Consider the following 14,090-nt stretch of genomic DNA (forward strand, 5'->3'; position numbering starts at 1 on the left):
TGTGCTAAAGCGTTATTTATTAGCAGCGACTTAGACTACAGGAGCTTCAGCAGCAGTCTTACCAACCAACTTGGCAGCATTTTCGTCGCTTTCGAGAATACCGAATTCAATCAACAATTCTTCTAGTTCTTCCATTTCGATGGGTGTAGGAATAGCCAGATTCTTGTTGTCGATAATTTTTTGAGCCAAAATCCGATATTCGTTAGCTTGGTTGCTTTCTGGAGCGTACTCGTTAACGGTCATCCGGCGCAATTCTGCGTGTTGAACAATGTTGTCGCGAGGTACGTAGTGAATCATTTGGGTGTTCAACCGTTTTGCCAAGGTTTCGATCAATTCGATTTCTCGGTCTGTGTTACGGCTGTTACAAATCAAACCACCCAAACGCACGCCACCGGTGTGAGCATACTTAAGAACACCACGAGCAATGTTGTTAGCAGCATACATCGCCATCATTTCACCAGATGTAACAATGTAGATTTCTTGTGCCTTACCTTCGCGGATTGGCATTGCGAAACCACCACATACAACGTCACCTAATACGTCGTAAGATACGAAGTCTAGGTCTTGGTAAGCACCATTTTCTTCTAAGAAGTTGATGGCGGTGATAATACCACGACCAGCGCAACCTACACCGGGTTCTGGACCACCAGATTCTACGCAACGAACGTTACGGAAACCGGTTAACATTACTTCTTCGATTTCGATATCTTCTACTGCACCACGTTCTGCGGCGAGGTGAAGAACGGTTGTTTGAGCTTTGCTGTGCAGCATCAAACGGGTGGAGTCAGCTTTAGGGTCGCAACCGACGATGAGGATGCGTTGACCCATTTCTGCCATAGCTGCCAAGGTGTTTTGGGAAGTGGTAGATTTACCGATACCGCCCTTACCGTAGAAAGCTATCTGTCTTATATTTTCTTCTGTCATGACTCGTATTTCCCTGCAATTGGTTGGTTAGTGGGTCTTTGCTTTTGTCAGTTGCGTTCACGCCAGTTGAGCGACAGTAGTGAGCGCGTGTAGAGCATCGTTGGTAGCGTTGGCATAAATGCCTGCTGGGGGCGATCGCTCCACAGCCAAAATTATTGACACTAAGTTCATCGATCTTCCTCGTTAAAATTTTTTTCTTTTGATTTTTTGTCCTTTGTCCTTTGTCATTTGTTTTGACAAAGAACAAAGAAAATTACGCGGTTTACAAATACGTCATAATGTGTTTCAGCTTACAAGATTCGATAGGACTTGATGTTGTTATTTGTCAACAATCAATGCATAGTCCTATTACTTGTTCAAAATAGCGCCCTTCATATTTGTGACGCGATCTAGTGCAGCTTTGGTGTCTTCTGCTGACACTCCACGCACAGCCATTGCTTCACTGAGATGCTTGGCGATCGCATCGAAGTGTTGTTGCTGTAGGTTCAATCCTGCGTGGGTTTTGTCCATTGGACGACCGCCGTATTGCTTTGGCCCCTCAAATATTTGAGCTAAGAAAGCAACTAGATGATTGCGTTGCTTCGCCATGTCTGTACCAGCAAAAATGGGAGCGAGGAGGCTGTCTGTGGCAATGCGTTTGTGGAGTTCATCTACTACTTGTTCAATAGCTGGTTGTCCACCCATGTTGTCGTACAATGTGCTCATATCCTGTTCCTTTGAAGCGAGTTGGATGATGAAATTTGCAAGTAGGCGCTTAATGTATGAAGCCTATATGCTGTTAGCCGTGATAGCTAATTTAGCTATTGGTTGTCGGTAGGATTGAAGCATTGATGTGGAGACAATTATATGGTTCAAATCCTACTTTCTGTTCCTGGCTGAATGCATATTAGAGCGTATTTGTAGATTACGTTAAGTCCTACAGCAATTCCTAAACTGCTTCGACTACAAGGCTCTTGCTGACACGATCTTGTAATCTGGCTTCGATCGCAATTTTCAGAGTTGCTGTACTACTAGAACAGGAACCGCAAGCACCTTGCAGTACAACTTTAACGCGATCGCCTTCTACATCATAGAGTTCTACATCTCCCCCGTCAGCGATGAGTACGGGTCTGACTTCTTCATCGAGAACTTTTTGAATTAGAGCAATCTTTTGCACGTTTGTTAGCGATCGCTCTTTGGACGTAACAATTTCTGTGGCAACTTGTACGCCGTAATTGTTGAGAGCAGGTGAGGCGTATTCCTGTTGAACTGATCTAATAATATCATCAATGTTCGCCAGACAGGAACCGCATCCGCCACCAGCTTTTACATAATTTGTTACTTGTTCGGCATCCGTAAGATGATTTTCTAGAATCACGCGACGAATCTTAGACTCGCTGATGCCAAAGCAACTGCAAACTAATGCGCCTTCATCGTCATCATCGTGGGTAGCTAGAGGAATGCCACGATAATTATAGATAGCGGCTTCTAGGGCTTCTTGTCCCATGACAGAGCAATGCATCTTTGCTTCTGGTAAACCACCCAGGTAATCTGCAATGTCTTTGTTGGACACTTTCAGAGCTTCATCTAAGGTTAAACCTTTGACCATTTCGGTTAATGCACTAGAAGATGCGATCGCACTAGTACAGCCAAAGGTTTGAAAGCGAGCATCTAGAATCTTATCAGATTCCACTTCCACTTTCAGGTGCAATCTCAGAGCATCACCGCAAGCAATGCTGCCGATTTCACCCGTTGCAACCTTAATTCCAGGTTCGCTCGTTTCTTCAATTTCTCCCTGATTTTTGGGATCGTAAAACAGTTCTAATACTTTATCGGTGTAGTCCCACATATTAAGTTCCGAGTGCTGAGTGCTGTTAGCGGAAGCGGGGCGTTTAGCCCGTGCTGAGTTATGAGTGGAGGGATTGGGGAAGGGGTAATGGGGAAAGGGGAAAAATCATTCCTTTACCCTTTACCCTTTAACCTTTTCCCATTTTTTCCCAGTCCCTAACGATGCGCTAGTGCTTGTTCTTGTCCTTGCAACCAACCTGCATCATCATTTTTGAAGGGTGAGAGGGCGCGTAAACGTTCTACAATACTGGGCATTACCTCTATTACTCGATCGATTTCGGCTTCGGTTGTGTAGCGACAAAGACTGAAGCGGATAGAACCGTGCAAAGTTGTATAGGGTAAGCCCATTGCCCGCAGGACGTGAGAGGGTTCCAGAGAACCGGAGGTGCAAGCAGAACCGGATGATGCACAGATACCGAATTTGTTCAATAACAGTAAAATTGCTTCACCTTCGATGTACTTGAAGCCAATATTTGTGGTGTTTGGCAATCTCTGCGTAACGTCACCGTTAACTACACAATCGGGAATTTTAGCGAGTAAAGTTTGTTCGAGGCGATCGCGCAGCTTTCTTTCTCTTGTGATCGCTTCTTCTAAGTGTAACAGTTCTAGTTCCGCAGCTTTGCCCAAGGCAATAATTCCTGGAACATTCTCTGTTCCCGCCCTACGTCCGCGTTCTTGGTGTCCCCCAATCATGAAGGGACGGAAGCGAACTCCACGCCGGATATATAAAGCACCAATTCCTTTTGGCCCGTGCAGCTTGTGACCAGACAGGGTTAACATATCTACCGTGCTAGTCTTCATATTTAAGGGAATTTTTCCCACTGCTTGCACCGCATCTACATGGAAGATAGCACCATATTCTTTGACGCGCAACCCAATTTGTTCAATCGGGAAAATCGTGCCGGTTTCGTTATTAGCATACATAATTGTCACCAGGGCGGTGTTACCTGTCAAGGAAGCTTCTAGTTCATCTAAATCTAGCTGCCCTTGATGATTTACTGATAGATAGGTAACACTATAACCTTGAGTTTCTAATTGTTTGCAGACATTGAGTACTGCTGGATGTTCAACTTGGGTAGTGACGATATGTCGCTTTTCTGGTTGCGCCAATAGTGCAGCTCGAATCGCGGCGTTATCTCCCTCAGTACCACAACTTGTGTAGACAATTTCAGACTCATCGGCTCCCAGGATGGCTGCAAGTTGTTCTCTTGCTGTTCTCACTGCTTTACCGACTTGCCCACCAAAGGTATGCATACTGGAGGGATTGCCGTAATAATCCGTCAGGTAAGGTAGCATTACCTCTATTACTTCTGGGTCTACCTTAGTGGTGGCATTATTATCGAGATAGATGCAGTTATTTTGCATTGTTGTCTTCTAATTACGAATTACGAATTATTTGGGGTTGGTGCTTTTGCAACTGTTCCGAGTATTTCTGGGAATAACAGTTAAACCAACGTTCCCAGTAATCTTGTTTATTTGTTAATTTAGCGACTATGCGGTTGTAATTAGCAAACCAGCCTTCCCAGTAATCACTAGGCTGCTTAACGCAACCGTCGCAGGTGGGACAACCAGCTTTACACTGAGGCACGGTATGAATGCTACCAACGCAGTTTGTACAAAGTTCAGGGTCAATCCAGTGCTGTCCATCAACTACTTTTACTGCATTTGTGGGACATGCCGTTAGACAGAGATTGCAGGAAATACACTGGCTAGTAAGAATTTTGTAAGCCATGATTTATTCTCCTTTTAGGCGTGGGGAGTGGGGAGTGGGGAGTGGTAAGTGGTGGTGAGTGGGGAGTGGTGAATATTGAAATTCCCTACTCCCTACTCCCTATTCCCTATTCCCTATTCTCTAATTCCTTAACGTATTGCTCGTAAAACTCTAAAGCAACCTTTTCAATTACGTCGTAAGCTTCAACAGTCTTGATTCCAGCTTCTTGCAATTTTTCTTGAGGACAGTTACCAATCTTGGAAACTAAAACTGCTTTGCAATCTGCGATCGCTTTCATAATATGCTCAAAAGAAGCTTCTTCGCCGTATCCACCTTGGCAGTATTGGTCAATTTTGCGATGGCTGACAAAGCGAACTTCGTTTCCACCCACTTCGTAAATTTGGAATTCTTTCGCATGACCGAAGTGTTGGTTAACCAATCCGCCGCCTTTGGTTGCTACTGCAACTAAAACTTTCGGACTGTTGGCAATTTTCTTACCAGCTAGCGCCTTGTCTTTGGCTACTTTAAGTTCTTCTTTAAACTTCTCAATTCCTTCGTGAACAGTAGCGCGTTGCTCCATGTCATATTCTGGAGTCATTTCCAAGAATTTCTCTTTGGAAAATTCTTGGCTGCGGTCTTCTCCCAACAATCCTACTGCATCGGCACGGCACTGGCGACAGTGACGCATCATTTTCATGTTACCGGAGCAATTGTCTTGAACTTCTTTGAGTTCTTTGGGTGTGGGGCCACGTTGACCAGTTAAACCGAAGTGTGTGCCATGCTCTGGTGCAGAAATCAATGGCATGATGTTGTGCAAGAATGCACCTTTCTCACGAATGACTCGATTCACTTCGACTAAGTGCTGGTCATTAATTCCGGGAATCATCACTGAGTTGACTTTGCACAAGATATCAGCATCTTTTAGGGCTTGCAATCCTTCCATCTGTCTTTCGTGGAGGATTTTTGCACCTTCAAGACCTTTGTAACGCTTGCGTCTGTAGTGAACCCAAGGATAAATCTTAGCACCGATCTCTGGATCTACCGCGTTAATGGTGATCGTAACGTGATCTATATTTAATTGTTTAATGCGATCGATGTAGTCAGGCAGCATTAAACCATTGGTTGATAAACACAGCTTGATGTCTGGTGCTTGCTCTGCAATCAACTCAAATGTGCGGAAAGTCTTTTCTGGGTTCGCCAATGGGTCGCCAGGGCCGGCAATTCCCACAACTGTCATTTGGGGAATCTTGCCACCAATGACCAAAGCTTTGTGTGCTGCTTGTTCTGGTGTTAGCAATTCGCTAACTACTCCAGGACGGCTTTCGTTAGCGCAATCATATTTGCGGTTGCAATAGTTGCATTGAATGTTGCAAGCTGGTGCAACTGCAACGTGCATCCGGGCGTAGTGGTGATGAGCGTCTTCGCTGTAGCAGGGATGTTTAGCAATGCGTTCTTGGAGCTTTTCGTCCCTTTCCACGGTGGTGCTGGTGGTGCTGTCGCAGCCGCAACCACCGGATTTTGCTTGGGTTGGCGATTCCGTAGCGTTGGAGTTGAGGAGTCGTGTAGACGGTGATGTCATTGAGTTTCGCAAAAGGTCGGTGGACTTGGCTGCCACTGTGGGAGATGCTGTTGCCACTCTCTATGCCCAGGAATTGAAGTCGCGTCTTCCACACTGCCTGCAAACCCTTGGGTTCGGGTAACTTGTTTTCAAGTAAGGCAGGCGATAGATATCTGATGTTCGGCTGGTGTGTGTCAACGTTCGGTTCTTGGGTAGAATTTGTGCTTACAGCCGCGACTTCTTTTCACTTTAGGCTTGGTGCTATGTCATCCCTCCACTCACTTTTCGCTTTGTTTTGTTTCAGAGCGTTAGGTGATTGGCGATATAAGATTTATAGCAGCCATCTCCTAGCCAAACATTGCGTCTCTCTAGGATAGAATTTATTGGATTTATTACGTTTGTACTCAAATACTAAAAACCCTAATTCTTCAAGCATTCCAAGAATTAAAAAAGTTTTTTTCAGGTAGGGGTGCTAGTATTTTTTGGTTGGGGTTCTAGTGTTTATAGATAGGGGTTCAGGATTTCTTTGTACTCAGCCACAACCCAATCCCAGCAAAGAATTTAATCTACTTGCAACTGGATTTTGGTTATTTAAATGTGTACTCACTTTGCCCTCAATTTGCGTTACAAGCAAGAAATGCCAAGGGTTTGAGGGGGAAAAACTGAAGTAATCTATCTTGTTCTACTCCATAAACGTGCGAAATTTAATTCTGTATCTAACATATCATTTTTTTGAGGGTAAAAATGCACTTCATATTCTTTTAATTTTTCTTTGACCCTTCGACTTTGCTCAGTGTTAACAATGATGTTCAATTATGACTTTAAGCCTTGCCTGGTAAGCCATATAAGCTAGTGAGAATAGATGTATTGCTGCACATAATTTTCAAAAAATTTAACTTTTCAGTTCTTTTTTTTCATTCCCACAATGAGGAGATGGGTAGGAAACTCTCAGATTTTGTGTTTGAGAGAAACAACAAACTATAATCTAACATGATTGAGCGATCGCAATGAATTTTCTGAATTGCTCACTACAAACCTTAACAAAAAACCTCACCCCCTTCCTGCGTCGGAAAGAACAAAAGTTTAAAGTCTTTCTCTTTTTAAGAGAGAGGATTTTCAGATACCGCTCTTTGTTGCTGATACTATTTAGCTACAATCAAACCAAACGTGAAAAAATCTTAAATTATGATAGCCATTTCCCAACAGCCGCCAAAAATGACCGTTGAGGAATATCTCGAATGGGAACCTCAGCAAGACATTCGCTACGAATATGCCAATGGCGAAGTATTTGCGATGACAGGCGGTACAATTCCCCATAACGACATTGCACTCAATCTCTACAGACCTTTGTACCCTCATTTGCGTTCCAGAGGTTGTCGAGTGAATGTGTCAGATGTGAAAATGCAACTCACTCCCCAGAACCGCTACTATTATCCTGATGTTATTGTCAGTTGCGACCCTGAAGACCTGAATGCCCGCAACTTTATTCAACATCCGAAGCTGATTGCCGAAGTTCTTTCGCCAGGTACAAGCGCTAAAGATCGGGGTGAAAAATTCACTTATTACCTAACAATCCCCAGTTTGCAAGAGTATATCTTGATTGACTCGGAAAAAATCTCCGTTGAGCGTTACTGTCGGGGTGAGGGCAGGATGTGGCTTTACTATCCCTACACGGCTGGAGATATCATCACTCTATCGAGCATTGAATTTGAGTGTCCGATTGAATTGCTGTATGAAGGTGTTGTATTTACGGCTGAAGAATCAAGAGAGTGAGTTTTCTCAAAAATTCTTTGTAAATGGAATTTTTGCTAAAAAACCTTTTTGAAGTAAAAAAACAAAAATTGTAGCTTATGGAGAATTTAGAAAAAGTAAGTTTAGAGTCTAAAAGACTGATTTTGAAACCGATTTCGTTGGCACATACAGAAGATGTATTTCGAGAATTTACAAGTGAAATTACCATCTTTATGTATCCAAAACCAGTCCAGAGTCTCAGTGAAACTGAAAAGATAATCAGAGATATGATTCTACAACGAGAAAATCACACTGACTTAGTGTTAGTAATTCTTAAGAAAGATAATTTAGAATTTTTAGGAATTTGTGAGGTTGGCGCTATTGATACTCATACACCAGAGTTAGGAATTTGGCTCAAGAAATCCGCTCATGGTCATGGTTTTGGTAGAGAGGCAATTGATGCACTAAAAGACTGGGTGGATAAAAATTTGGAATACAATTATCTTTCCTATCCTGTTGATAAAAGAAATATCCCTAGTCGGAAAATTGCAGAAAGTCTTGGGGGTAAAGTATTTCGGGAGTTTCAAGAGATTAACAAGAGTGGTAATCTTCTTGATGAGGTTGAATACAGGATTTATAAATAAACAGTATCTCCTGGAAAATTAGTTATGAAACATGATTTGCGATCGCTCTTTTACCAGGCTATTATTGGGATTTAACTGAGCGAAAGTAGGATGAATGGAAACTGCGATACTTACGTTAAGCTCCGCTAATGCTCCCAAATATCCCAGGCATCCCATAACAGCTTTTGACTTCGCCAACAGCATCAGCTATGCAAGTTAGCCGAAATGCTGTTATTTAAAGCTTCACTATTTCTGGAATGATGGTTTAGTTTAAAGGTGTTGCTGAATCGAGGTATGAATTTGGATGTAGAGACCTTGCAATGCTTGGATGTAGAGACGTTGCATTGCAACGTCTCTACAAGGATTTTGAAATAACGCAAAATTATTTTTCATACCGCAATCAGCAACGCCAGTTTAAAAGGCAGACTTGCATATACTGATGAATGAGCGTTAACAGTCAACGGACTAAAAAAACGGCACAGATGCCTGGTGAACTGAGTAGTTGGTTTAGCTCAGACAGAGGAGTATCCCAGAATTTGCAAATAAAATTTGGTACTACTTGACCTCTATAAACGATATCATGTTATCCAAGTCGCTTCCAACGTAATTATAATCACCAGCACTATACTCACGACATCTACCACCAGTTTCATGTTGGCATACACGTACCACTGTACCCGATGGTACACTCAATGAACTGATCGCGTCATTACCAACAATATTTAAGTCACCTTGGTTGGCTTTGTATACTCCTGGAGTTGTAGGAAAAGATTGAGAAATTCCAGCAAAATTCGGGTCACTGTAGACCTTAACCTGTTGTGAAGCCGCATCAGGGAGTTTGACTTCTATAAACGATATTGAGTTATTCAAGCCACTCGCCATAGAGCTATAGTTACCAGCAGTATAGTCACGGCATATACCACCAGTTTCATGTTGGCATACACGCACCACTATACCCGATGGTACACTCAATGAACTGATCGCGTCATTACCAACAATATTTAAGTCACCTTGGTTAGCTTTGTATACTCCTGGAGTTGCAGGAAAAGACTGAGAAACTCCGGCAAAATTCGGGTCAGTGTAGACCTTAACCTCTTGTGATGGAATGTTGGAGACGTTGTAAGAAAGCTTGTAAATCGTGCCACTGTAGTCATCTGAAATTAACAAATTACCTTCTTGATCGACTACCATATCTACGGGTCGCCCCCAGATTTCTTGTGTTCCTGGAACTAGCCAACCGCTAACTAAATCCATCTCATCCCCTGGAGTATTGGTCGTAGTGTTCCAAGGAAAGTAAGCTATTCTGTAGCCCGTTTTATTCTGCCGATTCCATGAACCATGCAACCCCGCCACGGCCCCAGTTGAGTACAAGCTGGGAAAGTTGGTATTTTGTAAGAATGTTAGCCCCAAAGGAGCGGAATGGGCTTGGATACCTTTGTTAATCCTGTCCATTGCATTGCAATCAACACTTCCGTCAGAATTAAACTCATAGTCTTGGTCAAACGGCATATTGTTGAGACCATTTGACGTGTCAGGGTTGGGATTGCAGAATGGCCAACCGTAGTTACCACCATCTCTAACTTTTGTGAACTCCTCTGGCGGGTGGTTATCAACGTAGGACGAGATAATCTTACCGTAATTACCACTGCCATCGTTGAAGGGATAGGCGATGTTATCTCGATTATTAACGACTACCCAAAGGTCATTTGTACCAGGCACGAATGCTAATCCTTCGGCATTACGTAAACCTTGAGCAAAAAGCCGTTTACCGCTTCCATCAGCGTTGTACTGGTAAATCGCGCCGCGCACTGGGTCACTAACAGTATCTTCTTTGCAGGCGTTGCACGTAGAGGCGATGGACACATACAGTTTGTGATTGGAATCAAGTGCGATATTTTTTAGTTCGTGACCATAAGCGCCTCTGAGTTCTGATGTGCTGCTGTCTGGTAAACCAGTTACAACGATTTCGCGATTCTGCGCCGTTATGTCTCCAGAGTTGTAGATGAAGCGGTTAATTTGATGAGTCTCAGAAATATAAACGTATGTTATATCGCCAATCTTATGAAACACAATGTCGTGCGGCTTGCGTAGACCTGTCACGAAGTCAGAAATAATTGGGTCTTTAGTGCCATTTGACTTTACAATTAAAACTTTACCCTTACCAGGCTGTGACACTAGAAGATCCCCATTGGGAGCAACAGCCATAAAGCGAGCATTCTGAATGCGAGCATAAACAGAAATGGAAAAGTTGGGTGGCACTTTCAAGTAACGGTTAATGTTGAAGGGCGCATAGTTCATGCTGTTAGGCACTTTCAGCTTGGTTTCAACAGACGCATCTGATAGTTGAGCAAAAGCTGCGGTAGAAAAAACTTCTAAGGATATCACACTAGAGCCGATCAAACTGACTAGCGATGCAGATAATATGCGTCTGAGCATCTCTGTTGGATTCAGGAAAAACACGCCCATTTTGAACTTCCTCCTCACGTGGTAGTGATGTATGTTACGTACAGTTTTTAGCTACTTGATTTGTTGAGAGTTAGCGATTTTCAACAGATAAATTATCTCACCTTCTGGAGCAGGCAAAACACCACCCCATAAGAAGCACAGTATGATATTAAGCGATCGCTCTCAAAAACCAAAATAGTTCTCAATATCACTCAGTATTTGGTTCTATCTGAAATAGTTGATTGAAGCGAGTAAAATTCGCACTAAGCAATTGATTTGAAAAACCAACGCCAAACCTAACCCCCTAAACCCTTTCCTGACATGGGAAGTGGGAAAATTTAAGTCTCTCTCCTTTTAGGAGAGAGAAATAGAAGAGAGGTTCTTCAGATTCCTGTGATATTTCTGCAATAACCCTGAAATCTGTAAACATAACTCAAGCTAATGGATATACTCGTAATCAAACTCTCAACAGAAGCGAGTATTATGCTGGACTGGTTAGCTATTTGGGGTGTAACTCAGGCCGCCGGGTTGATTTTTAAACCCATTCTGGAAGACTTAGCCAAAGATGCTGCTAAAGATTGGGCTAAAGATTTATTAAAAGGCATCCCTGGCAATATTTTAGAGAAGCTGAAGAAAGAAGACATAGAAATCGCTGCTGGAAAAGCCTTAAAAGAATTTTTACAACTGGTGCAGGAAGATTTAAAAGGTGGTGAACTTTCTGAAGATGAAATCAAAAAGTATACGCAGCCGATAAAGCAATTTCTCAAAAATCAAGAAGTCAAAGAAATTTTGGGAAATGCTTTTAAAGATAATAATCCAGCTATAGACACTAATAGATTACAAGCAATTTGGGATAAAATTAATATTTCAAATCCGTTACCAGATGATTTTAACTGGAAGCGGGTTGCTAAGAAATATCTGCAAAAGGTTAAAGAGATTATTCAAGGAATTCCTGAACTCAGAGATATTCACGATTCCCAAAATCTGGATAAAATCAAAGACATCTTAGAAAGCAATGCTCAGAAAATTACCACATTTGATTTAGTTAAATATCAAGAAGGAATCCGTGAGTGCTATGGCAATCTCAAGTTAGATAGCTTAGATACTAGCGGCTATGCCTATAACGAACTTAAATTATGGCGGATTTTTACTGCTCAAAATGTCCGGGAAACTCATCAAGTTTTAGCGCAAGTTCACGAACTGCCTAAAGAACATCTGAGACGGCTGCGAGAAAGTGAACAAGTAGAAGCTGTTGAATTAGAAGAGTTTGAACGCCACAAACAGATTTATTTTGAACAGCCGATACGTTGTGTTTTAGATGTTGTCAATAAAAAGCAAGATTATAAAAATCTTGTGATTTTGGGCGATCCTGGTTCCGGGAAGTCTACATTGTTGCAATTTCTGGCTTTGAATTGGGCAGAGTCTCCACTGGATAATGTTATCTCTTTACCAATTCCCTTGCTAATTGAATTACGTACTTATATGCGGCGACGGGAAGATAAAGAGTGCAATAATTTTCTCGAATTCTTTCATCAATGTAGTGGTGCAATCCATCATCTCAATCAGCTTGAAGTAGATAAACAATTAAAAGCTGGTAATGCCTTAGTGATGTTTGATGGTTTGGATGAGGTATTTGACCCTGGTAAGCGAGAGGATGTAATTACTGATATTCATCGCTTTACTAATGACTATCCTAATGTGCAGGTAATTGTCACTTCTCGGATTATTGGCTATAAACCGCAACGATTACTTAATGCTGAGTTTCGCCACTTTATCTTACAAGATTTAGACTCAGAACAAATTCAGGATTTTATCTACCGTTGGCATGAGTTAACTTTTACCGATGCAGCAGATAAAGTCATAAAACGGGAACGGCTACAAAGAGGAATTGCAGCTTCCAAATCTATTGCAGAATTGGCGGGAAATCCTCTGCTGTTGACGATGATGGCAATTCTAAATCGAAATCAAGAGCTACCAAGAGATAGAGCGGAGCTTTATAATCAAGCATCGCGGGTACTGCTACATCAATGGGATGTGGAGCGCGTTTTGATTGAAGATAAGAGGTTAGACCCCAAAACGATTGATTATAAAGATAAACAGGCGATGCTGCGTCAGGTTGCTTATCTGATGCAAACTGGTGATAAAGGTTTGGCAGGTAATTTGATTAATGAGAATGATTTAGTTAAAGTTCTGACTGATTATCTCAAAACCATAGAATTTGATAAATCCAGAGAAGCGGCGCGCGTGATGATTAATCAACTGCGGACTCGCAACTTTATGTTATGTTTACTGGGTGCGGATTATTATGCTTTTGTGCATCGGACATTTTTAGAATATTTCTGTGCTTGGGAGTTTGTCTGGCAGTTTAAAGAAACGCAAACGCTGACTATTGAGGAACTGAAGAATGAAGTTTTTGGCCAACACTGGCAGGATGAAAGTTGGCATGAAGTCTTGCTGCTAATTGCGGGAATGATTGAGCCTAAATTTGTTGGCGAAATTCTTGAATATTTAATGGCGCAAGATGGGGAAGGAGAAAAGTTTGTTAATCTCTTTTTAGCGGCTAAGTGTCTTGTAGAGGTGAGAAATCGCTCCGTGATTGCATTAACGGCTAATAAATTACTTGACAGGCTAAAAGACTTAACTAGATATGACCTCTGGTACTATTACGTCCCCTACGAAGATCGAGAAGAAACTGAGGTAGTTGTGGAAATTTGTAAGCAAGCAGTCACAGCAATTACAACGACCTGGCAAGAATCTCCCGACACCAAAATCTGGCTCAAAGAATGTGCCATGAAGGATGATAACTGGGTAGCGCGAGGTGTAGTAGTCGTAGAATTAGCGAAGAACTTCAAAGATGACCCCAACACCAAATCCATCCTCAAAGAACGCGCTACCCAGGATGATAACTGGCTAGTGCGAAGTCTAGTAGTCGTAGAATTAGCGAAGAACTTCAAAGATGACCCCGACACCAAAACCTTCCTCAAAGAACGCGCTACCAAGGATGTTCATGAAGATGTGCGAAGTCTAGTAGTCGTAGAATTAGCGAAGAACTTCAAAGATGACCCCGACACCAAAACCATCCTCAAAGAACGCGCTACCAAGGATGTTAACGAAGATGTGCGACTTGCAGCAGTCCGAGAATTAGCGAAGAACTTCAAAGATGACCCCGACACCAAATCCATCCTCAAAGAACGCGCTACCAAGGATGATAATACTATAGTGAGAAATTCAAAATTAACAACATAACATAAAAAAAAAAAAGCTGGCGCCG

The 14,090-nt window shown here is 42.3% G+C and carries 10 protein-coding genes and 1 pseudogene; 3 read left to right on the forward strand and 8 right to left on the reverse strand.

What is annotated here, in order from left to right:
- Positions 1–30: 30 nt before the first annotated feature.
- The 6 genes from nifH to nifB all read right to left on the reverse strand — a co-directional run bounded on the left by nifH (position 31) and on the right by nifB (position 6,041).
- On the reverse strand, positions 31–924 hold the full coding sequence (gene nifH / locus RMX98_RS25265; RefSeq protein WP_322639553.1) for a nitrogenase iron protein: 894 nt from the start codon (positions 922–924) through the stop codon (positions 31–33).
- A 348-nt stretch (positions 925–1,272) separates the two neighbouring features.
- Positions 1,273–1,629 carry a group 1 truncated hemoglobin gene (locus RMX98_RS25270; RefSeq protein WP_322681393.1) on the reverse strand — a complete coding sequence of 119 codons (357 nt, stop codon included), beginning with the start codon at positions 1,627–1,629 and terminating at the stop codon, positions 1,273–1,275.
- 223 nt (positions 1,630–1,852) lie between these two features.
- On the reverse strand, positions 1,853–2,752 hold the full coding sequence (gene nifU / locus RMX98_RS25275) for a Fe-S cluster assembly protein NifU (protein WP_322681392.1): 900 nt from the start codon (positions 2,750–2,752) through the stop codon (positions 1,853–1,855).
- Positions 2,753–2,907: 155 nt separating this feature from the next.
- Positions 2,908–4,116 (reverse strand): cysteine desulfurase NifS, encoded by a 1,209-nt coding sequence (gene nifS / locus RMX98_RS25280; protein WP_322681391.1) that lies wholly within the window; start codon positions 4,114–4,116, stop codon positions 2,908–2,910.
- A 13-nt stretch (positions 4,117–4,129) separates the two neighbouring features.
- Positions 4,130–4,483, reverse strand: a complete 354-nt coding sequence (locus tag RMX98_RS25285) for a 4Fe-4S binding protein (protein WP_322681390.1) — start codon at positions 4,481–4,483, stop codon at positions 4,130–4,132.
- Positions 4,484–4,589: 106 nt separating this feature from the next.
- Entirely contained in the window at positions 4,590–6,041 is a 1,452-nt protein-coding gene (gene nifB, locus RMX98_RS25290; protein ID WP_322681492.1) for a nitrogenase cofactor biosynthesis protein NifB, read from the reverse strand.
- Positions 6,042–7,205: 1,164 nt separating this feature from the next.
- Here nifB and RMX98_RS25295 point away from each other — a divergent pair.
- Together RMX98_RS25295 and RMX98_RS25300 are read left to right on the forward strand one after the other, a co-directional pair.
- Positions 7,206–7,793, forward strand: coding sequence for a Uma2 family endonuclease (locus RMX98_RS25295; protein WP_322681389.1), 588 nt, complete (start codon positions 7,206–7,208; stop codon positions 7,791–7,793).
- Positions 7,794–7,870: 77 nt separating this feature from the next.
- A complete protein-coding gene (locus RMX98_RS25300) occupies positions 7,871–8,395 on the forward strand; it encodes a GNAT family N-acetyltransferase (protein WP_322681388.1) in 525 nt (174 codons plus the stop codon).
- 249 nt (positions 8,396–8,644) lie between these two features.
- Here the strand turns inward: RMX98_RS25300 and RMX98_RS25305 are convergent, their stop codons facing one another.
- Both RMX98_RS25305 and RMX98_RS25310 read right to left on the reverse strand, forming a co-directional pair.
- Complete coding sequence (locus RMX98_RS25305) at positions 8,645–8,767, reverse strand: hypothetical protein (RefSeq protein WP_322681387.1); 123 nt, start codon at positions 8,765–8,767, stop codon at positions 8,645–8,647.
- Between the two features lie 162 nt (positions 8,768–8,929).
- Positions 8,930–10,840 (reverse strand): PQQ-dependent sugar dehydrogenase, encoded by a 1,911-nt coding sequence (locus RMX98_RS25310; protein ID WP_322681386.1) that lies wholly within the window; start codon positions 10,838–10,840, stop codon positions 8,930–8,932.
- 462 nt (positions 10,841–11,302) lie between these two features.
- On the opposite strand from RMX98_RS25310, the pseudogene RMX98_RS25315 reads away from it, so the two are divergent.
- Positions 11,303–14,090, forward strand: a pseudogene (locus tag RMX98_RS25315) (HEAT repeat domain-containing protein); the annotation flags it as partial.

This window comes from Nostoc sp. DedQUE02, assembly GCF_034531035.1.
GTDB lineage: Bacteria > Cyanobacteriota > Cyanobacteriia > Cyanobacteriales > Nostocaceae > Nostoc.

What these genes read in the sequence shown, in the direction of transcription:
- nifH (WP_322639553.1), bottom strand. Translation starts at nt 924, where the DNA reads ATGACAGAAGAAAATATAAGACAGATAGCTTTCTACGGTAAGGGCGGT.
- RMX98_RS25295 (WP_322681389.1), top strand. Translation starts at nt 7,206, where the DNA reads ATGATAGCCATTTCCCAACAGCCGCCAAAAATGACCGTTGAGGAATAT.
- RMX98_RS25285 (WP_322681390.1), bottom strand. Translation starts at nt 4,483, where the DNA reads ATGGCTTACAAAATTCTTACTAGCCAGTGTATTTCCTGCAATCTCTGT.
- nifS (WP_322681391.1), bottom strand. Translation starts at nt 4,116, where the DNA reads ATGCAAAATAACTGCATCTATCTCGATAATAATGCCACCACTAAGGTA.
- nifB (WP_322681492.1), bottom strand. Translation starts at nt 6,041, where the DNA reads ATGACATCACCGTCTACACGACTCCTCAACTCCAACGCTACGGAATCG.
- RMX98_RS25310 (WP_322681386.1), bottom strand. Translation starts at nt 10,840, where the DNA reads ATGGGCGTGTTTTTCCTGAATCCAACAGAGATGCTCAGACGCATATTA.
- RMX98_RS25305 (WP_322681387.1), bottom strand. Translation starts at nt 8,767, where the DNA reads ATGAAAAATAATTTTGCGTTATTTCAAAATCCTTGTAGAGACGTTGCA.
- RMX98_RS25270 (WP_322681393.1), bottom strand. Translation starts at nt 1,629, where the DNA reads ATGAGCACATTGTACGACAACATGGGTGGACAACCAGCTATTGAACAA.
- nifU (WP_322681392.1), bottom strand. Translation starts at nt 2,752, where the DNA reads ATGTGGGACTACACCGATAAAGTATTAGAACTGTTTTACGATCCCAAA.
- RMX98_RS25300 (WP_322681388.1), top strand. Translation starts at nt 7,871, where the DNA reads ATGGAGAATTTAGAAAAAGTAAGTTTAGAGTCTAAAAGACTGATTTTG.